Source organism: Agromyces sp. Y182, from assembly GCF_059445385.1.
In genome coordinates this window covers 2,118,069-2,138,717 of sequence record NZ_JCAIUF010000001.1, presented here as the reverse complement: position 1 = coordinate 2,138,717, position 20,649 = coordinate 2,118,069, and the positions used below count along the sequence as shown (strand labels likewise).

General features: G+C 70.7%; 23 protein-coding genes. 14 read left to right on the top strand and 9 right to left on the bottom strand.

Annotation, left to right across the window (positions count from 1 at the left end):
• Nucleotides 1-58: 58 nt before the first annotated feature.
• Nucleotides 59-817 carry a DeoR/GlpR family DNA-binding transcription regulator gene (locus AC1C2R_RS09920; protein WP_495379809.1) on the bottom strand — a complete coding sequence of 253 codons (759 nt, stop codon included), beginning with the start codon at nucleotides 815-817 and terminating at the stop codon, nucleotides 59-61.
• A 49-nt stretch (nucleotides 818-866) separates the two neighbouring features.
• On the opposite strand from AC1C2R_RS09920, the gene AC1C2R_RS09915 reads away from it, so the two are divergent.
• The 5 genes from AC1C2R_RS09915 to AC1C2R_RS09895 all read left to right on the top strand — a co-directional run bounded on the left by AC1C2R_RS09915 (nucleotide 867) and on the right by AC1C2R_RS09895 (nucleotide 5,519).
• On the top strand, nucleotides 867-1,289 hold the full coding sequence (locus tag AC1C2R_RS09915; protein ID WP_495379808.1) for a DUF4406 domain-containing protein: 423 nt from the start codon (nucleotides 867-869) through the stop codon (nucleotides 1,287-1,289).
• A 41-nt stretch (nucleotides 1,290-1,330) separates the two neighbouring features.
• Nucleotides 1,331-2,338: a 2-phospho-L-lactate transferase gene (gene cofD, locus AC1C2R_RS09910; RefSeq protein ID WP_495379807.1), complete on the top strand. Its 1,008-nt coding sequence runs from the start codon at nucleotides 1,331-1,333 to the stop codon at nucleotides 2,336-2,338.
• Nucleotides 2,339-2,512: 174 nt separating this feature from the next.
• A complete protein-coding gene (locus AC1C2R_RS09905) occupies nucleotides 2,513-3,544 on the top strand; it encodes a putative F420-0 ABC transporter substrate-binding protein (protein WP_495379806.1) in 1,032 nt (343 codons plus the stop codon).
• Complete coding sequence (locus AC1C2R_RS09900; protein WP_495379805.1) at nucleotides 3,544-4,689, top strand: putative F420-0 ABC transporter permease subunit; 1,146 nt, start codon at nucleotides 3,544-3,546, stop codon at nucleotides 4,687-4,689. The genes AC1C2R_RS09905 and AC1C2R_RS09900 overlap by 1 nt, the downstream gene beginning before the upstream one ends.
• Nucleotides 4,686-5,519 (top strand): ABC transporter ATP-binding protein, encoded by an 834-nt coding sequence (locus tag AC1C2R_RS09895; protein ID WP_495379804.1) that lies wholly within the window; start codon nucleotides 4,686-4,688, stop codon nucleotides 5,517-5,519. The genes AC1C2R_RS09900 and AC1C2R_RS09895 overlap by 4 nt, the downstream gene beginning before the upstream one ends.
• Before the next feature lie 152 nt (nucleotides 5,520-5,671).
• On the opposite strand, the gene AC1C2R_RS09890 is transcribed toward AC1C2R_RS09895, so the two are convergent.
• From AC1C2R_RS09890 to AC1C2R_RS09880, 3 genes are all read right to left on the bottom strand, one after another.
• Nucleotides 5,672-6,493 carry an ABC transporter permease gene (locus AC1C2R_RS09890; protein ID WP_495352304.1) on the bottom strand — a complete coding sequence of 274 codons (822 nt, stop codon included), beginning with the start codon at nucleotides 6,491-6,493 and terminating at the stop codon, nucleotides 5,672-5,674.
• Between the two features lie 61 nt (nucleotides 6,494-6,554).
• Nucleotides 6,555-7,517 carry an ABC transporter ATP-binding protein gene (locus tag AC1C2R_RS09885; RefSeq protein WP_495380393.1) on the bottom strand — a complete coding sequence of 321 codons (963 nt, stop codon included), beginning with the start codon at nucleotides 7,515-7,517 and terminating at the stop codon, nucleotides 6,555-6,557.
• Entirely contained in the window at nucleotides 7,514-8,758 is a 1,245-nt protein-coding gene (locus tag AC1C2R_RS09880; protein WP_495379803.1) for a LolA family protein, read from the bottom strand. The genes AC1C2R_RS09885 and AC1C2R_RS09880 overlap by 4 nt, the downstream gene beginning before the upstream one ends.
• Before the next feature lie 147 nt (nucleotides 8,759-8,905).
• Here AC1C2R_RS09880 and AC1C2R_RS09875 point away from each other — a divergent pair, with 147 nt between their 5' ends.
• From AC1C2R_RS09875 to AC1C2R_RS09865, 3 genes are all read left to right on the top strand, one after another.
• A complete protein-coding gene (locus tag AC1C2R_RS09875; RefSeq protein ID WP_495352302.1) occupies nucleotides 8,906-9,427 on the top strand; it encodes a VOC family protein in 522 nt (173 codons plus the stop codon).
• Nucleotides 9,428-9,532: 105 nt separating this feature from the next.
• Complete coding sequence (gene ggt / locus AC1C2R_RS09870; protein WP_495379802.1) at nucleotides 9,533-11,422, top strand: gamma-glutamyltransferase; 1,890 nt, start codon at nucleotides 9,533-9,535, stop codon at nucleotides 11,420-11,422.
• Nucleotides 11,423-11,460: 38 nt separating this feature from the next.
• Nucleotides 11,461-11,985, top strand: a complete 525-nt coding sequence (locus AC1C2R_RS09865) for a nucleoside/nucleotide kinase family protein (protein ID WP_495379801.1) — start codon at nucleotides 11,461-11,463, stop codon at nucleotides 11,983-11,985.
• 19 nt (nucleotides 11,986-12,004) lie between these two features.
• Here AC1C2R_RS09865 and fgd read toward each other — a convergent pair whose 3' ends face one another.
• The 4 genes from fgd to AC1C2R_RS09845 all read right to left on the bottom strand — a co-directional run bounded on the left by fgd (nucleotide 12,005) and on the right by AC1C2R_RS09845 (nucleotide 15,129).
• Nucleotides 12,005-13,024, bottom strand: a complete 1,020-nt coding sequence (gene fgd, locus AC1C2R_RS09860) for a glucose-6-phosphate dehydrogenase (coenzyme-F420) (protein ID WP_495352299.1) — start codon at nucleotides 13,022-13,024, stop codon at nucleotides 12,005-12,007.
• A 75-nt stretch (nucleotides 13,025-13,099) separates the two neighbouring features.
• A complete protein-coding gene (locus tag AC1C2R_RS09855; protein ID WP_495379800.1) occupies nucleotides 13,100-13,447 on the bottom strand; it encodes a hypothetical protein in 348 nt (115 codons plus the stop codon).
• A gap of 9 nt (nucleotides 13,448-13,456) precedes the next feature.
• The gene (cofC, locus tag AC1C2R_RS09850) at nucleotides 13,457-14,134 is read right to left on the bottom strand and encodes a 2-phospho-L-lactate guanylyltransferase (protein ID WP_495352297.1); all 678 of its coding nucleotides are present in this window, start codon (nucleotides 14,132-14,134) and stop codon (nucleotides 13,457-13,459) included.
• Nucleotides 14,131-15,129 (bottom strand): TIGR03557 family F420-dependent LLM class oxidoreductase, encoded by a 999-nt coding sequence (locus AC1C2R_RS09845; RefSeq protein WP_495352296.1) that lies wholly within the window; start codon nucleotides 15,127-15,129, stop codon nucleotides 14,131-14,133. The genes cofC and AC1C2R_RS09845 overlap by 4 nt, the downstream gene beginning before the upstream one ends.
• A gap of 203 nt (nucleotides 15,130-15,332) precedes the next feature.
• Between AC1C2R_RS09845 and AC1C2R_RS09840 the strand changes: the two genes are divergently transcribed.
• Complete coding sequence (locus tag AC1C2R_RS09840; RefSeq protein WP_495379799.1) at nucleotides 15,333-15,584, top strand: hypothetical protein; 252 nt, start codon at nucleotides 15,333-15,335, stop codon at nucleotides 15,582-15,584.
• Nucleotides 15,585-15,616: 32 nt separating this feature from the next.
• Here AC1C2R_RS09840 and cofE read toward each other — a convergent pair whose 3' ends face one another.
• Nucleotides 15,617-16,390 carry a coenzyme F420-0:L-glutamate ligase gene (gene cofE / locus AC1C2R_RS09835; RefSeq protein ID WP_495352294.1) on the bottom strand — a complete coding sequence of 258 codons (774 nt, stop codon included), beginning with the start codon at nucleotides 16,388-16,390 and terminating at the stop codon, nucleotides 15,617-15,619.
• A 115-nt stretch (nucleotides 16,391-16,505) separates the two neighbouring features.
• Here cofE and AC1C2R_RS09830 point away from each other — a divergent pair, with 115 nt between their 5' ends.
• The 5 genes from AC1C2R_RS09830 (at nucleotide 16,506) to AC1C2R_RS09810 (ending at nucleotide 20,637) form a co-directional block, all read left to right on the top strand.
• Nucleotides 16,506-16,994: a DUF6328 family protein gene (locus AC1C2R_RS09830; protein ID WP_495379798.1), complete on the top strand. Its 489-nt coding sequence runs from the start codon at nucleotides 16,506-16,508 to the stop codon at nucleotides 16,992-16,994.
• Between the two features lie 60 nt (nucleotides 16,995-17,054).
• A complete protein-coding gene (locus tag AC1C2R_RS09825) occupies nucleotides 17,055-17,891 on the top strand; it encodes an exodeoxyribonuclease III (RefSeq protein WP_495352292.1) in 837 nt (278 codons plus the stop codon).
• 79 nt (nucleotides 17,892-17,970) lie between these two features.
• Nucleotides 17,971-19,290 (top strand): serine/threonine-protein kinase, encoded by a 1,320-nt coding sequence (locus AC1C2R_RS09820; RefSeq protein WP_495379797.1) that lies wholly within the window; start codon nucleotides 17,971-17,973, stop codon nucleotides 19,288-19,290.
• Entirely contained in the window at nucleotides 19,287-19,742 is a 456-nt protein-coding gene (locus AC1C2R_RS09815) for a hypothetical protein (protein ID WP_495379796.1), read from the top strand. Before AC1C2R_RS09820 ends, AC1C2R_RS09815 begins: the two co-directional genes overlap by 4 nt.
• 76 nt (nucleotides 19,743-19,818) lie before the next feature.
• Entirely contained in the window at nucleotides 19,819-20,637 is an 819-nt protein-coding gene (locus tag AC1C2R_RS09810) for an alpha/beta fold hydrolase (RefSeq protein WP_495379795.1), read from the top strand.
• Nucleotides 20,638-20,649 lie beyond the last annotated feature (12 nt).

Below are 20,649 nucleotides of genomic sequence, written 5' to 3'. Positions count from 1 at the left end.
GCCGGCCTCGACCGCCAGCCCCTGCGTGCTCGATCGCGCGCCGAGTCGGGATCGGGCGTCAGCGCGCCGGGATGAGGCGGACTCCCGCCTGATCGAGCTCCCGCATCGCTGTGGCAGCGGCATCCGCATCGGTGACCACCCCCGCCACCTTGTCGAGCGGCAGCACCCGGTAGGTCGAAGCGGCGCCGATCTTCTCGGTGCTCGCGAGCACGTAGGTCTCCGCGGCCGAGCGCGCGAGCGCTCGCTTCATCGCCGCCTCCTCGGCGTCGCCCGTGGTGAGCCCTGCTTCGGCATGCACGCCGGTGACACCGAGGAAGAACAGGTCGGCGCTCACGTCGCGCAGCGCCTCGACGGCGATCGCCCCGCACGTGACCATCGAGTGCCGGTACACGCGTCCACCGATGAGCTGCAGCTCGATGTGCTCGTGCTCGGCGAGTGCCACCGCGATGGTCGGGCTGTGCGTGATGACCGTCGCGTGGAGCGAACGCGGCAACGCTTCCACGAGTGCGAGGGTGCTCGTGCCACCGTCGAGCAGCACCGTGGCCCCCGGGGAGACGAGTCGTGCGGCTGTCTGCGCGATGCGGTGCTTGCTCTCGGGTTCGATCGAGGTGCGTGCCGCGTACGGCCCGACCGCGGGCGATGCCGGCAAAGCCCCGCCGTAGACGCGTTGGCACAGACCGGCGGCCGCGAGCTCCCGCAAGTCTCGTCGGATCGAGTCTTCGGAGATGTCGAGCTCGGCGGCGATCTCGGCGGCCACGATTCGACCGTCTCGATGCAGCCGCTCGAGCAGCAGTTCACGGCGCTGAGCAGCGAGCATGCACGTTCCTCCTTGTTTCTACCCATTCTTGCACGTTATGGTGGCCAGCATGTCGAAACCACTGCTCATCCTCATCGCCGGCCCGTACCGTTCAGGCACCGACGGCGACCCCGCCCTGATCGCGCGCAATCTCGAGCGCCTCGAAGAAGCCTCCTGGCCCATCTACCAGCGCGGCCACGTTCCCGTGATCGGGGAGTGGGTCGCGCTTCCGATCCTGCGGGTCGCGTCGACGGATGCCCCGGCAACGGCCGGCCCGGCCGACCGAGTCGCCGCGACCGACCCGGCGAGCCTCGACGGCGACGTCATGTACGCCACCGCCCACCGACTCCTGCAGCACTGCGACGCCGTGCTGCGACTCGAGGGCGCCTCGGCCGGGGCCGACGAAGACGTGCGGATCGCCGAGTCGCGCGGCATCCCCGTCTACCGCTCGATCGACGAGATCCCCATGCGAGCCGCTGACGCGGCGGCCTGATCGCGGCGCCCTCTCCCTGCTCGTGACCATAGGCTGGCAGGGTGCAGATCACGGTGCTCGCGGGCGGAGTCGGAGGCTCGCGGTTCGTGCGCGGCGTGCGCGAGGAGTGCGCCCGGCGCTGGCCCGACGGCCACGGCGGCACCGAGGCATCCGTCACCGTGATCGTGAACACCGGTGACGACCTCTGGCTCGCCGGGGTTCGACTCATGCCCGACTTCGATTCGCTGCTGTACTCGCTCGCGGGCGTGAACGACACCGAGCGCGGCTGGGGCCGTGCCGGCGAGAGCGAGCGCGTCGCCGCCGAACTGCGCGAGTGGGGCGTGGGCTGGCCGTGGTTCACGCTCGGCGACCTCGACCTCGGCACGCACCTGGCGCGCACAGCCTGGCTTCGCGAGGGCCTCACGCCGAGCGAGGTGGCGCATCGCCTCCAGCAGCGCTGGCCGCTCGGCGTGCGACTGATACCGGCGACCGACTCCGAGGTCGACACCCACGTGCTCGTCGCCGATGCCGACGACCCCACCGGCGAGCGCGAGATGCACTTCCAAGAGTGGTGGACGAGGTACCGCGCCGCTCTGCCCGCGCTCGCATTCCAGCAGCGGAATATCGAGGATGCGCGCCCGGCGCCCGGTGTCGTCGAGGCGATCGTCGGCGCAGACCTCGTGCTCATCGCCCCGTCGAACCCTGTCGTGTCGATCGGCACGATCGTGGCCGTTCCCGGCATGCGGGAAGCCCTCGCCGAGACGCACGCGCCAGTCGTGGGCGTCTCGCCGATCATCGGCGGCAAGGTCGTGCGCGGCATGGCCGATGCGTGCCTCACCGCGATCGGCGTCGAGACGACCGCCGAGGCCGTCGGGCGGCACTACGGCACGAGGTCGGCCGGCGGCCTGCTCGATGCCTGGCTCGTCGACGAAGCGGATGCCGCGGCGACCGCATCCCTCGAAGAGACCGGGCTGCACGCGGCATCCGCCCCGCTCTGGATGCACGACCTCGACACCTCGGCCGCCCTCGCCGGCGCCGCCATCGACCTCGGCGCGGGTCAGCGGTCGTAACGCGCGCCCGCCGCCGAGTGATTCGTGTTGCCCGACCCGCCACCCCTCGCGCGACCTGTTGAGGCATAGGATGAACACGACCGCCGGTGTGCTTTCACCGGTCGTGATGGCCCGGGATTGGGCCGTGTGTCGCCGACCTCGTCGGATCCATCCGCACGCACTCCCGGAGGCCTCATGCCCGCTGCACCCGCCCCATCCGGCACCCGAACCAGCCGCCGCGGTCGCCGCTCCGCTGTCCTCGCCGCACCGATCGTCGCCGCCCTGCTCCTCGCGGGGTGCGCGGCCACCTCGACGGCGAGCCCCGACGCCGCAGCACCCGTCGACGAAGGCGGCGCGTTCCCGCTCACGATCGACAACTGCGGCACCGAGGTCACGTTCGACGCCGCACCCGAGCGGGTCGTCACGATCAAGTCCTCGACGCTCGAGCTGCTCCTCGCCCTCGGAATCGGCGACCGCGTCATCGGTACGGCGTTCAGCGACGGCGCCGTGCCCGAGGAATTCGCCGCCGAGGCATCCGACCTCGCAGTGCTCTCCGACAAGGTGCCCTCGCAAGAGGTCACTCTGGCGGCCGAACCCGACCTCGTCTTCGCCGGCTGGGAGTCGAACCTCTCCGCTGAAGGCGCCGGCGACCGCGAGACCCTCGCGAAGCTCGGGGTCACCACGTACGTCGCGCCCGCCGCTTGCAAGGGCGAGGGCTACATGCCGATGCCGCTGACCTTCGATGAGATCTTCCGCGAGTTCGAGGAGGCCGGCGACATCTTCGGGGTTCCGGATGCCGCGGCAGAGCTCGTGGCGTCGCAGCGCGCCGAGCTCGACGCGATCGAGGCGAACGCCGACGGCCTCACGGCGCTCTGGTACAGCTCGGGCGACGACACCCCGTTCGTCGGGGCCGGCATCGGCGCCCCGCAGATGATCATGTCGGCCGCCGGGCTCGAGAACATCGCTGCCGACGTCGATGACACCTGGACCTCGATGGGCTGGGAAACGATCGTCGCCGCGAACCCCGACGTGATCGTGCTCGTCGACGCCGCGTGGAACACCGCCGAGCAGAAGATCGCCCACCTCGAGTCGAGCCCGGCGACCGCCGCCCTGCCCGCCGTGCAGCAGCAGCGTTACCTGATCGTCGACTTCCCCGCCTCCGAGGCGGGCGTGCGCAACGTCGGCGCGGTCGCCTCGCTCGTGGAGCAACTCGGAACGCTCGACTGATGAACGAGCGCGCCGTTCCGGGCATCGCTGGTCGAGTAGCGAGCGCCAGCGAGCGTATCGAGACCCCCGCTCCGAACCTCGGGTCGCCGGGTCTCGATACGAGCGCTGAGCGTCCTACTCGACCACCGGAACTGGGGCGCGGCGGTCGCACCGCCGCGTGGGCGCTCGGCCTCGCCGTGCTGCTCGTCATCTCGATCATCGTGGCCGTCACGATCGGCCCGGCCGGCCTCAGCCCCGCCGACGTCTGGGCGAGCGTGCTCGCTCACCTCGGTGTCGGCGAGCCGACGCTCACGCCGCTTCGCGACGGCATCGTGTGGGAGCTGCGGATGCCGCGGGTGCTCACCGCTGCGGCGGTCGGCGCCGGTCTCGCGCTCTGCGGCGCGGTCATGCAGGCACTCACCCGCAACCCCCTCGCCGACCCGTACCTGCTCGGACTCTCGTCGGGCGCCTCGGTCGGCGCCGTCGTCGTCATCGTGCTCGGGGTCGGGCTCCTGCTGCCGTTCGCCGCGTTCGCCGGCGCCGTCGTGGCGCTCGTCGCGACGCTCGCCCTCGCGCGAGCGGCCGGCGGCCTCTCTCCCACGAAGACCGTGCTCGCCGGGCTCGCCGTGTCGTCGGTGTTCGGCGCCCTCACGAGCCTCGTGATCTTCTGGAGCGCGACCGGCGACAGCTACCGTGAGATTCTCAACTGGCTGCTCGGCTCGCTCGCCGGCACCGACTGGGTGTCCGTCGCGATCGCCGGCGGCGCGGTCGTCGTGATCGGGGTGCCGCTGCTCACGAGCGCGAAGACGCTCGACGCGTTCGCGTTCGGCGACACCGCCGCCGCCGCGCTCGGCGTGCACGTCACCCGCAGCCGATGGCTGCTGCTCGGCGGCACGGCGCTGCTCACGGGTGCGCTCGTCGCCGTGAGCGGCTCGATCGGGTTCGTCGGGCTCGTGCTGCCGCACGCCGTGCGCTTGCTCGTCGGCTCTCGGCACCGCTCGCTCCTGCCGCTCTCGGCGCTCGCCGGGGCGATCTTCCTCATCTGGGCCGACACCGGCGCGCGCACGCTCTTCGACCCGCGGGAGCTGCCCGTCGGCATCCTCACCGCGCTCATCGGCGGGCCGGTGTTCGCCGTGCTGCTGCTGCGGAACCGGAGCCTGCGATGACCGGCCCAGGCGATCGCCCCGGCCTCGACGCCTCGGGTGTGCACTTCACGCGCACCGGGCGCCTCGTCATCGACGGCGTCGACGTCACGGTTCCGGCGGGCCGCCTCGGCGCGCTGCTCGGCCCGAACGGCGCGGGCAAGTCCACGCTGTTGCATCTCATCGCCGGGCTCGACCGAGCGGATGCCGGTGCGCTCGCGTTCGACGGCAACGATCTCGCCGGCCTGCGCCGACGCGACCGGGCCCGGCTCGTCGCGCTCGCCGAGCAGGAGACCCACGACTCCCCTGAGCTGCGGGTCGACGAGGTCGTCGCACTCGGCCGCACCCCGCACCTCGGCGCGTGGTCGGGACTCGGAGACCGAGACCGGGCCGTGGTGGCCGAGTCGCTCGCCGCGCTCGGGCTCGAGGCGATCGCCGACCGCCCGTTCTCGTCACTCTCCGGCGGCGAGCGCCAGCGGGTGAACCTCGCCCGGGCCCTCGCACAGGAACCCCGCCTGCTGCTGCTCGACGAGCCGACCAATCACCTCGACGTGCGGGCGCAGCTCACGAGTCTCGAGCTCTTGCGCGCGCTCGCGTCGAGCGGTCGCACGGTGCTCGCCGCCCTGCACGACCTCGGGCTCGCGGCCGCGTACGCGGATCACGTGATCGTGCTCGAGAGCGGTCGCGTCGTGGCATCCGGAGCACCTGCTGACGTGCTCGTGCCCGGGCTCATCCGCGAGGTCTGGGGTGTGGACGTCGAAGTGCTCGAGCACCCGTCGACCGGGAGACCGCTCATCGCCTACTCGGGTGTCGCCGGCGATCGGCAGGTGCGCGCGGCGCCAACGCCGGGGTGAGTCACTCGCGCCGAGCGCGTCAGAACCCGCTGGTGCCCGGTCCGACGCGCTGCGAGACATGGCCTCGATCGACCACTCCGATCGCCCAGCCGATCAGCGGCGAGAAGGTGGATCGATTCGATCGGTCGTGAGAACCCGGATCGAACGTCGTCTCACGACAGCACGTCCTTCGTGAGGAACCGGCCGATCGCGAGCGCGCCGAACACCGCGATATAGCCGGCCTGCAGCAGCGCGTTGTCGGCGAACGAGTCCCACACCGGCGGCGCGCGCAGCAGGTCGGCGAAGCCGAGCCAGTAGTGGGTGAAGAGCCACGGATGCAGCCACTCGAGCTGCGGCAGCGCGCCCATGATCTGCGCCACCACCGCGAGGATCGCCGTCGCCGCCATTGCACCGACGGGCACGGTCGTGAGCGTCGAGAGGAACAGGCCGATCGCCGACAGGCCGAGGAGGGAGACGGTGACGTATGCGGCGATCGCGAGGAACCGGAGGAGACCGTCACCGACGCTCACCGACGCACCCGAGAGCAGCGTCACGGGCCCGATCGGGAAGAGCACCCAGCCGATGAGCGTGCCGACCACCACGACCGTGAGGGTCGCGGCCGCGCAGAACACCGCGGCCGCCGCGTACTTGACGAGGAGCAGCCGGATGCGCCCGGCCGGCGCGATGAGCAGGTAGCGCAGAGTGCCGTGGCTCGCCTCGCCGGCGATCGAGTCGCCCGCGACCACCCCGATCGTGAGCGGCAGGAACAGCGGAATCGCGACGGTGATCGCGGTGACCCCGACGAAGAGACCGTTGTTCGTGATCTGGTCGAGGAAAGCGGGGCCGCGGCCACTCGGCGAATCGCCCGCGACGCGGATGGCGACGGCGATCAGGATCGGGATGAGTGCGAGCGCGCCGAGCATCGCCCAGGTGCGGCGGCGACGGAACAGGGTGAGGAGTTCGGAGCCGAGCAGGGAGAGCGTACCGCCGCCCATGGTCGGTCTCGAGACGGCAGCTTCGCGGCCTCCTCGACCAGCGGGGGTGGCCGCCGCCGCGTCACTCGACAACGTCGAACCCCTCGCCGGTGAGATCCATGAACCGCTGCTCGAGGCTCACGCGCTCGAGCTCGAACCCGCGCACTCGCACACCCGCCGCGACGAGCGCGGTCACGATCGACTCGGCAGGGGCCGTCGTCGCACCGAGGCGGGCGGCCACGAGCCCATCGCCCGCGGTGTCGCCGTCATCGACGAGCCCAAGTCGCGCCAGCACCTCGCGAGCACCGGCCGCATCCGGCGTACGCACGAGCACCCGCGCCTCGCCGTCACTGCGGAACTCGTCGAGCGTTCCCTGGGCGACGAGACGCCCGGCGCTCATCACCCCGACGTGGGAGCACACCTGCTCCACCTCTGCGAGCAGGTGGCTCGATACGAACACCGTCGTGCCGTCGTTCGCGAGCGAGCGGATCAGCGCGCGCACCTCGCGGGTGCCCTGCGGGTCGAGGCCATTGGTGGGCTCGTCGAGCACGAGCAGTTCGCGCCGCATGAGCAGCGCGTTCGCGAGCCCGAGCCGCTGCTTCATGCCGAGGGAGTAGGCGTGCACCTTCTTCTGCGCGGCGTGCGAGAGGCCGACGCGATCGAGCGCATCGGCGACGCGCGCTGCGCGGGTGCGTCGCGGGGCGTGCCGGTCGGCGGCGTCGAATCGGTGCAGGTTCGCCGCGCCCGAGAGGTACGGCGAGAATGCCGGCCCCTCGACGAGCGCACCGACGCGAGGCAGCACCGAGTCGACGTGCCGCGGCATCTCTGCCCCGAGCAGGCGGGCATCGCCCGCGGTCGCCGCGACGAGGCCGAGGAGCATGCGGATCGTCGTGGTCTTGCCCGATCCGTTCGGCCCGAGAAACCCGAACACCGCCCCTTGCGGCACCGCGAGGTCGATGCCGTCGACGGCGAGCTGCGAGCGGAAACGCTTGGTGAGGCCGTGCGTCTCGATCGCGAGTTCGGGCACGCGCCTGCTGCCCGTCAGCGACCGGTCGCGGCGGCGTCGAGCAGGCGGTCGGCGGTCACCGCGCCGGCGAGCACTCGGCCGTCGTCAGTGAAGAGCACGGTCACGAGGGAGGTCGTGAGGATGCGCCCGCCGTCGACGGGTTCGGTGAGCGAGCCGAGCATCGCGGCGCCGTCCTGATCCTGTCGAAGGGATGCCTCGGCGCCGAGGCCTGCAGCGCCGTCGGCGCTCATCGGCAACTCGACCACGGTCGACCAGCCCTCGCCGTGCACGATCGGCTGCGGCATCCGCTCGCCGGTCGTCTCGGACTCTGCCTCGGCCTTCCACTGCTCGAGCTCTGCGGCGGTCGGAATCGGCACGACCTGCTCGGTCACGGTCGTGCCCTCGGGCGGAGTGAACGCGAACACCGAAGCATCCGGCGCATCGAAGGAGATGTCGGTGAAGGCGACGCTGAAGGCGGGCTCGTCAGCGCCGCGGGCGGTGATCGACGCGGCGAGCGCGACGCCCGTCTCGCCGTCGATCGCGACCGAGATCTCGCCGATGAGCGTGTCGGTGTCGCGCGGCTCGAGCACGAGCTCGTAGGCCTCGCGACCGGCGACGCGCGCGTCGGTGCCGACGGAGACCTCGGTCGTCTCGTCGAGTCGCGCGAGCGCCTGGTCGAGGAATTGCTCAGGCGTCGGCATCGGTGTGCCGGTCTCTGCTTCGAGGCGGGCCCGAGCCTCATCGGCGTGGTGCTTCGCTTCGTGTTCGAGCGCTTCGAGGTCGGTGCCGTCGGGCAGGGTGATGTGCGTCGCTGCGTTCTCAGCGGAGTCGTAAATCCAGGCGCCCGTGTCAGAGACGTACACGTTGCGCTCGGCGAGTGCGTCGAGCACTTGCAGTCGCGCGTTCGTGTCGTCGAGGTAGACCCGCGCGGTGTGAGTACCCGTGGCGAGCGAGATCAGGTCGTCGAGGTCGGTGGCGGATGTCCCGTCCGCACCGTCGCCCGCACCTGACTGCCCGCCCGGGCCGCCCATCGCGCCCGTGAGACCCGACAGGTCGGGCAGACCGAGCTCGGAGGTCTGCTCGACCGTGCCCGAGAGCGCATCGACCTCGCTCGACGCGGCGAACTCGAGCAACTCAGCGGGCGACAGATCGGGCAGATCGACAGCAGCATTGGCCGAAAGCGGCACGAGCACGACGCCGACGCCGATCGCGATCGGCACGGCAATGGCGGGAATCCAGCGGCTGAGCCTGCGGGACGCCCCGGTATCGCGAGGGCGCATGCATTCAGGCTACGCCTGCCCGCGGCATCCGGAGCTGATCTGTGGGCAACACTCAGGATCTCGGACACGACACGGAACGGCACGGCATCGAGACCTCTCACTGAAACCGGACAGAAACTGACCGCGCGCTTCCGTAACGTCGTCCACATGGAAACCGAAGACCTGAACCCTGGAAGCAACCGTTCCGTGCAGACGTGGATCGTCACACCCGACACGACGAGACTGCTCGATTTCGTGAGCGACGTGTTCGGTGCCGTCGAGATCGCCCGAGTTCCCACGGAAGACGGAGGCATCGGGCATGCCGAACTGCGCATCGGCGACACCTGGCTGCTCGCGTTCGACTCGCGGCCCGACTGGCCGTCGACCCCGGCGATGCTCCGCGTGTTCGTCGACGACGTAGCAGCGGTGTTCGAGCGGGGCGTTGCAGCCGGCGCGAAGGTCGTCACCGAACTCGACGACGCCGCGTGGGGCGATCGGGGCGGCCGCCTCCGCGATCCGCTCGGCAACATCTGGTGGGTGGTGCAGCACGTCGAAGATGTCGCACCCGATGAGATGGGCAGGCGATTCTCCGAGGAGCGCTACGTCCGATCCATGCAGCTCGCGCAGGAGACGCTCGATTCGGAATTGAGCGGTCGCAGCAGCGGCTGGTCGAGCCGGCCCGTGGTGTAGCGGCGTCGGTGTCGCGGGCGTTCGTGCAGCATGCGTTGCCGCCCCGCCCGCCCGGGTCTAGCGTGAGGGAGATCGAGCCGTCGTACCCGGTTCGAGGGGGATCTCATGGTCAACGTCAACGTCGTCGTCCACCGCCACTCCGCACGCCGCAACCTGGCGCTCGCGCTCGCCGGCGCACTCGCAGTCGGCATCGTCGCCACGGCCGCGCCGGCATCGGCCCAGTCGCTCGCGGCGCCGCCGGCGGCGAACTCCGTCGCGACCGCGCCCCCCGGGTCGACGTCGTCGCCGACCCGGTCCACGTCGACGGGGTACGGCGGCGCGGTCTCGTCGGTCGACGCCTCGGCGAGCAGGATCGGCGTCGAGGTGCTCCGTCTCGGCGGCAACGCGGCGGATGCCGCGGTCGCGACCGCGGCGGCGCTCGGCGTCACCGAGCCGTACAGCGCCGGCATCGGCGGCGGCGGGTACTTCGTGTACTTCGACGCAGCGACGGGCGAGGTGAGCACGATCGACGGGCGCGAGACGGCGCCCGCCGCGATGACGACCGACGCCTTCATCGACCCCGCGACGGGCCAGCCGTATCGGTTCACGCCCGAGCTCGTGTCATCCGGTGTCTCGGTCGGCGTTCCCGGCACCCTCGCCACCTGGGAGTCCGCGCTCGACCGGTTCGGCACGAAGCCGCTCTCTCTCATGCTCGCCCCCTCGATCCTGCTCGCGGCGACAGGATTCACGGTCGACGAGACCTTCCGCAACCAGACGCTCGACAACAAGGCGCGGTTCGCTGCGTTCCCCGACACGGCGAAGCTGTTCCTGCCCGGCGGCGACGCCCCGCAGGTCGGCACGAAGTTCCGCAATCGCGATCTCGCGAAGACGCTCGCGCTCATCGCGGTGCGCGGTACCGACGCGTTCTACTCGGGCCGGCTCGCGGGCGAGATCGCCGACGTCGTGCAGCATCCGCGCAAAGACCCGGCCTCGCCGCTGCCTGCGCCGGCCGGTACCCTCACGACCGACGACCTCGCGGCGTACTCGGTCGTCGAGCAGGAGCCGACGCACGTGGAGTACCGCGGCCTCGACGTGTACGGCATCGCGCCGTCGTCATCGGGCGGCACGACCGTCGGCGAGGCGCTGAACATCCTCGAGAACCATGACTTGTCGTCGGCCGAGATCGGCCAGAGCCTGCACCTCTACTTCGAGGCGACGGCCCGGGCGTTCGCCGACCGCGGCGCGTATGTCGGCGACCCGGCGTTCGTCGACGTTCCCACCGAGACGCTGCTCAGCCAGGAGTTCGCCGACGCCCGCGATTGCACGATCGACCCGGCGTTCGCGTCGACCCGGCCGGTGCCCGCCGGCGCACCCGACGGGGTGGGATGCGAGGCCGTCGCCCTCGAAGAGGCGGCCGACACCGAGAACGTCTCGACGACGCACCTCTCGGTCGTCGACAAGTGGGGCAACGCGGTCGCCTACACGCTGACGATCGAGCAGACCGGCGGCTCGGCGATGACCGTGCCGGGCCGCGGGTTCCTGCTGAACAACGAACTGACCGACTTCAGCGCCGTCTACAACGCGTCGGACCCGAACCGCATCGAGCCGGGCAAGCGCCCGCGTTCGTCCATCTCGCCCACGATCGTGCTCGAAGACGGCGCCGTGCGGTTCGTGCTCGGCTCGCCCGGCGGGGCGACGATCATCACGACGGTGCTGCAGATCCTCATGAACCGCATCGACCTCGGTATGACTCTGCCCGAAGCGGTGGCAGCGCCGCGCGCGTCGCAACGCAACGCCGCGGTCACGCCGGCCGAACCCGAGTTCATCGCCGCGTACCAGGCTGCGCTCGCTCCATACGGCCAAGTGCTCGTGCCATCGGGCGACCAGTTCACCTCCGCTGCGCAGATCGGTGCTGCAGCGGCGATCGAAGTCAACCCGAACGGGCTGATGACCGCCGCCGCCGAACCGGTCCGCCGAGGCGGCGGCACCGGCCTGGTGGTCAAACCGGTGCGCTGAGCGCTGCCTGTCGGCGCTGCCGCGCGTAGCCTGAGGGGATGACGCGAACGGCCTACGAGGCGCAGCCCCGCGACGAACTGCTCGTCGGCATCGCCGACGAGTTCCTGCACAATGCGCCGCGCGGGCGCCGACTCATCGCGGTCGAGGCCGCGGCGACAGCCGATGCCGTGCGCTTCGCCGACGACCTCGCTGAGGTGCTCGCCGCGCGCGGACAGACGGTCGTGCGCGCGTCCGTCGGCGACATCAGCAGAGGCCGCGGCGACGCCGGCAGCGGCAGCTCCGCCGGCGAGGCGACGCTGCGTGCCGACACGATCGAGCCGTTCCGGGCGGGCACCCTGCCCGGCGCATCCGACGACGCGGTGCTCGTCGTCGACGGTCGGGGACTGCTCGACGACGGGGTGCGCGGCGCCTGGCACTTCTCGTTGTGGCTGCTCGCCGGCGACGAGTTGCCGCACTCCGGGGCATCCGTCATCGTCGATGTCACCGACGAATCGTCGCCGACCCGTTTCTTCTACGACTACTGCGCGTTGCCGCCGAGCGTGAACCGGCCCCGCCTGCACTGATCCGCAGCTACGGCAGTGCCTACAGCGCCCGGAGTCGCGGCGCGAGATCGCGTGCGAAGAGCTCCTGGAAGCGGGCCTGGTCGTGGCCGGGCGCGTGGAAGACGAGGTGGTTGAACCCGGCGTCGACGTAGGTCTTGATCGAGGCGACGACCTCGTCGGGGTCGCTGCCGACGATCCAGCGCTTGGCGATCTGCTCGATCGGCAGCGCGTCGGCGGCCCGTTCCATCTCGACGGGGTCGGTGATGGAGTGCTTCTGCTCGGGCGTGAGCGAGAGCGGCGACCAGAACCGCGTGTTCTCGAGCGCGGCCGTGGCGTCGGTGTCGTACGAGAGCTTGATCTCGATCATGCGGTCGAGATCGTCGTACGAGCGAGCGGATGCCTCGACACCCTCTTTCACCGCGGGGATCAGCTGCTCGGTGTAGAGCTCCATGCCCTTGCCCGAGGTGCAGATGAACCCGTCGCCCGCGCGACCCGCGTACTTCGCGACGGTCGGGCCGCCTGCTGCGATGTACACGGGCACCGGGACATCCGGCCGGTCGTAGATCGACGCGTCGTGAGTGGAGTAGTACTCGCCCTCGAAACTCACCTGCTCGTCATCGGTCCAGAGTGCGCGCATGAGCCGCACCGATTCGCGGAGGCGCGCGAACCGCTCCTTGAACGCCGGCCACTCCTGCTCGCCCGCACCGCGGAAGCCCGTCGCGATCTCGTTGAGCGCCTCGCCCGTGCCGAAGCCTGCGATGATGCGCCCAGGGTAGAGGCAGCCGAGGCTCGCGAACGCTTGCGCGAGCACCGCCGGGTTGTAGCGGAACGTCGGCGTCATGACGCTCGTGCCGATCTTGATCGTCGAGGTGCGCTCGCCGACGGCGGCGATCCAGGTGAGCGAGAACGGCGCGTGACCGCCGTCGTGCCGCCAGGGCTGGAAGTGATCGCTCGTGAAGACCGACTCGAAGCCGTTGCCTTCGGCCGCGACGGCGATCTCGACGAGCTCGCGCGGGGCGAACTGCTCGGCTGAGGCCTTGTATCCGAGTGTGAGCGTCATGCTCCGATCCTTTCACGATGCACGAGGTCAGGACCCGAACAAACCGAGGTCGTTCAGAGCACCGCGAACAGTCGCTCAGAGCACGGCGAACGACAGCACCGACACGAGCGGCGCGATGAGCGGCACGGCCACCCAGGCGAAGACGCCGACGCAGATCATGAACGCCACGAGCGAGATGCCGTACCCGCGGTACGGCGAGCCCTGCAGTTGTACCCGTGCGCGAAGCGAGACGACGATGCCCACGACGGCGGGGATGATCGCGATCGGACCGGCGAGGGCCGCGGCGAGAGCGACGAACGCGAGCACGATCGAGACAACGGCGCTGCCGGCGACCGCGCCGGCGCCGGCGGGAATGGGAGGGGCCGCGGGTACCGCAGCAGCCCGATCGGGCACGACGTCTTCGATGTCCTCAGGGTGATCCATGCCCCGAGACTAGGGAGTGTCCGCCCCGCCGCGCAATGGAAGTCGAGACGCGGCCTCGCGAGTGAGCTCGCCGACGCCGAGGGCGAGGGCTTCGGCGAGCGCCTCGATCGTGTCGACGTCGCGAGTGAGACCGACGGATGCCTCGAGCTCGAAGAACCCGGCAGCGGCATGCCGCGCCGCCGAGTCCGCACCGAAGAGCGGCCGCAGCGTCGCGCCGGCCGACGCGGTCACGAGCGTTGTGCCGGTGCCGTCGGCGTCACGCACGAAGGCGAGCGGATGCCGCGCCGCTGCGCCGAGCGCCGCATCGAGTTCTTCGGGCCGCAGGGCCGGGAGGTCGCCGAGCAGCACGGCGACGTTGCGCCGATCGACCGCTTCGGCATTCGACCCCGCGTAGGCGATGCCGTGCCGGATCGCCCGGGTGAGGCTCCGCGGCGGGTCGGCGGGCTCCGCCAAGAACTCGGCCGCGCCGGCGAGCGACGGGTCGTCGCCGACGACGATGACTCGCGCGACCGTGCGGGCGGCGATCGTGGCGGCGATCGTATCGAGGGCGAACGCGCGGGCAAGCGCCTCGCGGGCCTCGGGCAGCACCGCCGCGGCGAGCCTGGTCTTCGCACCGGCGGGCGCTTTCACGGGGATCACGACCGTCCACGAGGCGGGCGGCCACGCGACATCCGCTGCCCGGCTCACGCCCGGAGCCCCGGGAGCACGTCGCGGCCGAAGACCTCGAGGAACCGAGCCTGGTCGCGACCCGCGTTGTGCAGGTAGATGCGGTCGAAGCCGAGGTCGAGGTGGCGCTGGATGTCGGCGCGATGCACGTCGGGGTCGGCAGAGACGACCATGCGACCCCCGAAATCCTCGGGGCGCACCGTGCGGGCGAGCTGCTCGAACTCGAACGGCGAGCGGATGTCGCCTCGCGGGATGCGCAGCCCGCCATTCGGCCACTCGGTGAGCGCGTTGCGCATCGCCTCCTCATCGGTGGCCGCCCACGAGAGATGCAGCTGCAACACCTTGGGCATGCGGGCCGCGTCGCGGCCGGCCTCGCGCGCACCCTCCCGGAAGCGGGTGAGCAGCGGCGCGAGCTTGTCGACGGGCGCGCCCGTCGTGATCATGCCGTCGACGGTGCGGCCGGCACGCTTGGCCGTCACCGGGCCGGATGCCGCGACGAGAATCTCGGGCGGCACCGCCGGCATGGTCCACAGCCGTGTGGCCTCGAGCTTGAAGTACTGGCCGGCATGACGCACGTCGCGCCCGGCGAGCGAGCCCGCGAAGAGCTTCTTGATCACGTCGACCGCCTCGAACATGCGGTTGATGCGCTCGGGGGCCTCCGGCCAGTACGGCCCCACGACGTGCTCGTTCAGCGCCTCGCCCGAGCCGAGTCCGAGCCAGTGCCGCCCTGGATACATCGCCCCGAGCGTCGCGCTCGCCTGGGCGACGACGGCCGGATGCATCCGGAAGCCCGGTGTCGTCACGCCCGGGCCGAAGTCGCCGCGCGTGCGTTCACCGACCGCGCCGAGCACGCTCCACACGAACGAGGACTCCCCTTGCGCGGGAACCCATGGCTGGAAGTGGTCGCTCGCCATGACGCCCGAGAAGCCGTGCGACTCGGCGAGCGCACTGAGGGCAACCGCCTCGGCGGGCGGGAACCGCTCGAGCATCGCGGCGTAGCCGATGTGTGCTGACACCCCTCCATCCTCCCCTGCATCCGGCATGCCCGCGCACGTCGGCGCCCGAACGCGCTCGTCCGCATGCGGATGCGCCACCGCCCACGACCTTTTGCCGGCCGACGATCTCTGCGAACGCCCGTGAGCGCGCAAAAGGTCGTGGGCCCCCCGGCAGGCCCGGGTGGAGGAGAGGTGAGGAGGTGAGGAGGTGAGGAGGTGAGGAGGTGAGGAGGAGAGGAGGAGAAGAGAGAAGAGAGAAGAAGGGAAGAGAGAAGAGAGAAGAGAGAAGAGAGAAGAGAGAAGAGAGAAGAGAGAAGAGAGAAGAGAGAAGAGAGAAGAGAGAAGAGAGAAGAGAGAAGAGAGAAGAGAGAAGAGAGAAGAGAAGAGAAGAGAAGAGAAGAGAAGAGAAGAGAAGAGAAGAGAAGAGAAGAGAAGAGAAGAGAAGAGAAGGTGAGGAGAAGGTGAGGAGAAGGTGAGGAGAAGGTGAGGTGAGGTGAGGAGACGGGCACTACTGGGCGAGCGAGCCCTCGGCCTGCGACTCGTCGAAGCCGTCGCGGTAGCCCTCGTTGTACGCCTCGTCGGCGCCGACCCGGAACAGGTCGCGCTCGGCGGGCCGCTGGATCGAACGCGCGCCGGGCAGGTCGAGGTCGCCCACGAGATGCCCGAGGCCCCGAACGACGGCCACGGGCACGGCCGACGACTTGCCCTTCACGAGCTCGGCGGCGCCCGCGAGCTCGTCGGCCACGCACGGCATCGTGACCGAGAGCGGCTTGCCGGAGGCATCCGTCGAACCGCGCAGATCGTCGAAGACCTGCACGCCCGCCGCGCCGATCGCGAGGTCGGTCTGGCCCTCGCGCCACGGGCGGCCGAGGGTGTCGGAGAGAATGATGCCGACATGGGCGCCGGTGAGCGCACGGATGCCGGTGGCCAGCGCCCTCGCCGAGGCATCCGGGTCGACCGGCAGCAGCAGCACCGTGCCGTCGGGCGAGTTCGACGCATCGACGCCCGCCGCGGCGCCGATGATGCCCTGACGGTTCTCGACGATGCGGGTCACGCCACCGTCGAAGGTTCGGGTCGCGACGACGCGCACCGTCTCGTCGGTGATGGCCTGCTCGCGGTCGCCGGCCGCCACGATGCGCCCCTCGGCTTTCGAGACGATCTTCGAGGTGATGACGAGGATGTCGCCGCTCTCGAGATCGGCCGCGTCGGCGATGAGCGCGGCGAGGTCGGCGCCTTTCGTGATCTCGGGCATGCCCTCGACGCCTTCGATGCTGAACTTCACGGCCACCCCTTGGATTCGCGTTGCTCCGATCTTCGCAGCTTCACCGGTCGAGTGGCGAGCGAAGTGCGCGTATCGAGACCCGCCACACCGCCCGCGCGCTGCGTTACGATCGCGTATGGCCAGCGACCCCGAAGCCGACAACCGCGACGACGGGCGCGACGAGACTCGCATCGAACGCCTCGACCGCAACTGGAGCGACATCCTCCAAGAGTTGCGAGCCACCCAGACCGGCACCCAGATCATCACGGGATTCCTGCTCGCGGCGGCGTTTCAGTCGCGCTTCACCGACCTCGACAGCTACCAGCTCGCGCTCTACCTCGTGCTCGTCTCACTCGCCTGCGCGGCAACCCTGCTGGGGCTCGCGCCCGTCATTCTGCACCGGCAGTTGTTCGGGCGACAGCAGAAGGAGCGGATCGTGCAGCGCGGCAACCGGCTGCTTCTCGCGCACCTGGTGGTCGCGTCGCTCCTCGCGGCCGGCGTCGCGGGGCTCATCTTCGAGCTGGCTCTCAATCGCACCGCGGGGTTCGTCGCGCTCGGCATCGCGCTCGTGTTCGCCGCGCTGCTCTGGATCGTCGTGCCGAAGCTCGCGACGAGGCGATCGTGAGCGCCGCGGCATGTGAACATCGGCGCGTGGGGTGTCACCGCTCGCGAATAGGCTTGGCACATGCGCATCGCCACTTGGAACGTCAACTCGATCCGCGCCCGAGTGGGGCGCACCGTCGATTGGATGGTGCGCGAAGACGTCGACGTGCTCGCGATGCAGGAGATCAAGTGCAAGCCCGAGCAATTCCCGCTCGAGGCGTTCGAGGCGGCCGGCTACGAGGTCGCGATCCACGGGCTGAACCAGTGGAACGGCGTCGCGATCGCGAGTCGATCACCGATCGCTGAGGTCGAGACATCCTTCCCCGGCATGCCGGGATTCCTCAAGGGGCTCGAGGGCCCCGACCAACCCCAAGAGGCGCGGGCGATCGGCGCGACGGTCGACGGCGTGCGGGTGTGGAGCCTCTACGTTCCGAACGGCCGCTCGCTCGACGACCCGCACTACACCTACAAGCTCGACTGGCTCGCGGCGCTCACCGAATACACGCGCGCCGAGACATCCGCTCGGCCTGAAGTGCCGTTCGCGCTCATGGGCGACTTCAACATCGCGCCGCTCGATGCAGACAATGGCGACCCCGCGGTCGTCGAGGGGCAGTCGACCCACGTCTCGCCGGCCGAGCGGCAGGCGTTCTTCACCCTCGAGAACGCCGGGGTCACCGACGTGGTTCGCCCGCGCATCCCCGAGGGCTACACCTACTGGGACTACAAGCAGCTGAAATTCCCGCGCAACGAGGGCATGCGCATCGACTTCATCCTCGGTTCGGCGGCGTTCGCAGAGGCCGTGACGGATGCCTCCATCCACCGCAACGAGCGCAAGGGCGACGCCCCGAGCGACCACGTGCCGGTGCTCGTCGAACTCGCCCTCGGCGAAGACGACGACGATCGGCCGATGATCTTCTAGGGCCGGGCCGATCTTCTCGGGCCGAGCCGGACACCCTGATCTTCGCAACGCCTCCCAGCCGCCGCGGTTACCCTCGAGTGTGACCAGCACCCACGACCGACCCGCGGGAGACCCGTTCACGGGCATCACGCTCGGCGGTCGCTACCGTCTCGGCACCCTCATCGGGCGCGGCGGCGTGGCGAGCGTCTATCGCGGTGCCGACCTGAGCCTCGGCAGATCGGTCGCGGTGAAGGTCTTCGCCGAAGCAGCCGAAGGCATCGACGACGACGCGCGGCGCCGATCGGAGACGGCGCTGCTCGCGAGCGTCGAGCACCGCGCGCTCGTGCGGCTCTACGATGCCGGCCGTGACGACGCCAGCGGCCGCGAATACCTCGTCATGGAACTCGTCGAGGGGCGCGACCTGCGCCAGACCCTGCGCATCGGCCCGTTGAGCCCAGCGGATGCCGCGGGGCTGGCCGCCGACGTCGCAGAGGCGTTGCACGTGATCCACGAACGCGGCATCGTGCACCGCGACGTGAAGCCCGCGAACATTCTGCTCTCGCGGTCGCATCTGCCGACGCGTCGCTGGAACGCGAAGCTCGCCGATTTCGGCATCGCCCGGCTGATCGACGACGCCCGCCTCACCCGCACCGGAGCCTTCGTCGGCACGCCCGGCTACCTCAGCCCCGAGCAGGTGGGCGGCGACGCCCCCGGCACCGCGGCCGATGTCTACTCGCTCGGACTGCTGCTGCTCGAGGCGCGCACCGGGCAACAGGCCTTCCCGGGGCCGGCGAGCGAGTCGACGAGTGCGCGGCTCGTGCGCGATCCCGAGATCCCCGACGCGCTCGGAGCCGATTGGGTCGCACTGCTGCGGGCGATGACCGCGCGCGACGTGAACGCTCGCCCGTCGGCGCTCGACGTCGCACTGCGCGCGAGTCGGCTCGACGGATCGGAAGCGGCGGCGCCAGGTGCGGCAGGGCACGCGGCGGCGACGCACGAGCCATCCGACGCCCTCACGAAGGTGCTGCCCGCGGGGCCGGGCCACGCAGACGCCGCAGACGCCGCAGCCGCGGAGTCAACCGCGACGACGGTGATCAACGATGGCGCGCGGGATGGCGCGCGGTCCCGTGCCCGCGCAGGCGCCGCCCGCGCGGCGTCCGGCGCCGACGACGATGACGCGGTCGCGGCTCGGGCTGTCGCCGCCGCGATGCATCCGGCCCCCTCGACGCCGCGCCGCTGGGTGCGCCCTGCGATCTCGATCGCCCTGCTCGCCGTCATCGCCGTCGGCGCGGTGCTGCTCGTGCCGCCCGCGATCGCCAGCCTGACGTCGCCGCCGACCACGCCCGCCGAGCCGCTGCCGAGCCTGCCCGGCGAACTCGGCGTACACCTCGAACGGCTCGACGAAGCGGTGACCCGATGAGCCGCCGGGTACGGATGCACGCGGTCGTCACGGCAGGCGCGATCGCCGCGACACTCGCGTTCGGGCTCTCCGCGTGCACCCAGTCTCCCGACGCCGTCAGCGCCGACCTCCACGCATCGGTCGTACAAGTCGCCGAGCGTGCGGCGGCCGGCGACCACGTCGGCGCGATCGCCGCGCTCACGCTGCTCGAGCAGGATGTCGACGACGCTGTCGACGACGGCACGATCGGCGCCGAGCAGGCGCAGGAGATCCGCGAGGCGCTCGCGCTGGTGCAAGCCGACCTCGAGGCGGCTGAAGTCGCGACGACGCCCACCCCGACCCCCGACCCGGCCAGCGACGGTGACGACGACGACGGTGGGCCCGGCAACAGCGACGACAAGGGCAACAAGGGTAACAAGGGCAACGGCAACGACGACAAGGGCAACAAGAAGGACTCGGGCGACGACGACTGATGGATGCCTCGCGGCGGCGGCGACGGCAGGTGCGCGTCGCTGCGGCACCCGTCACGCGAGTGCGTATTCTCGGGGCATGCCTTCGCTCTCAGTTCCCGGTGCCGAGTTGTATTACGAGTTCGCCGGACGCGCCTCGGCACCCGCGCTGCTCCTCATCCCTGCCGGCATCGCCACTCTGCGCATGTGGGACCCGCAGGTCGACGCCCTCGCCGAGCACCACTTCGTGGCCCGGTTCGACCCTCGTGGTTTCGGCGGCACCCGCCACGACGAGGCCGCGCCGTTCGCGAACCACGCCGACGCCCTCGCGGTGCTCGACCATCTCGGCATCGAAGCGGCGACGGTGATCGGCGCGAGCCGTGGCGGTGAGATCACGCTCGACGCCGCGCTCGCCTTCCCCGAACGCGTGCGTGGTGCGGTCACGGTCGGCTCGGAACCGAGCGGGTTTCCCGACCTGCCGCTCACCGACGAGGAACAGCGCCGCTTCGACGAGATCGACAACCTCGACCCCGCCATCGACGCGGCGCGCATCGTGCGGCTCGAGACCACGCTCTGGGCGGCGGGGCCGCGGCGTTCGGAGGCCGATCTGGATCCTTCGTTCGTCCGCCTCGCGCACGAGCTCAACTCGCCCAATATCGCGCACGCGGCCGATGACGGCACCATGCTGCCACTCGAACCGCCGGCCTCAGATCGGCTCGGCGACATCCGCTCACCGGCGCTCGTCACCGTCGGCGAGTACGACCTCAGCTCGGCGCTCGCGGCGTACGATCACTTGCTCTCGAACCTGCCCGATGCGACGGGCGTTCGCTTCGCCGACACCGCCCATCTGCCGAGCGTCGAACGGCCCGAGGAGTTCACTCGGGTGCTGCTCGAGTGGCTGAGCCGCAACGGGCTCTGACGCACGCGCGTT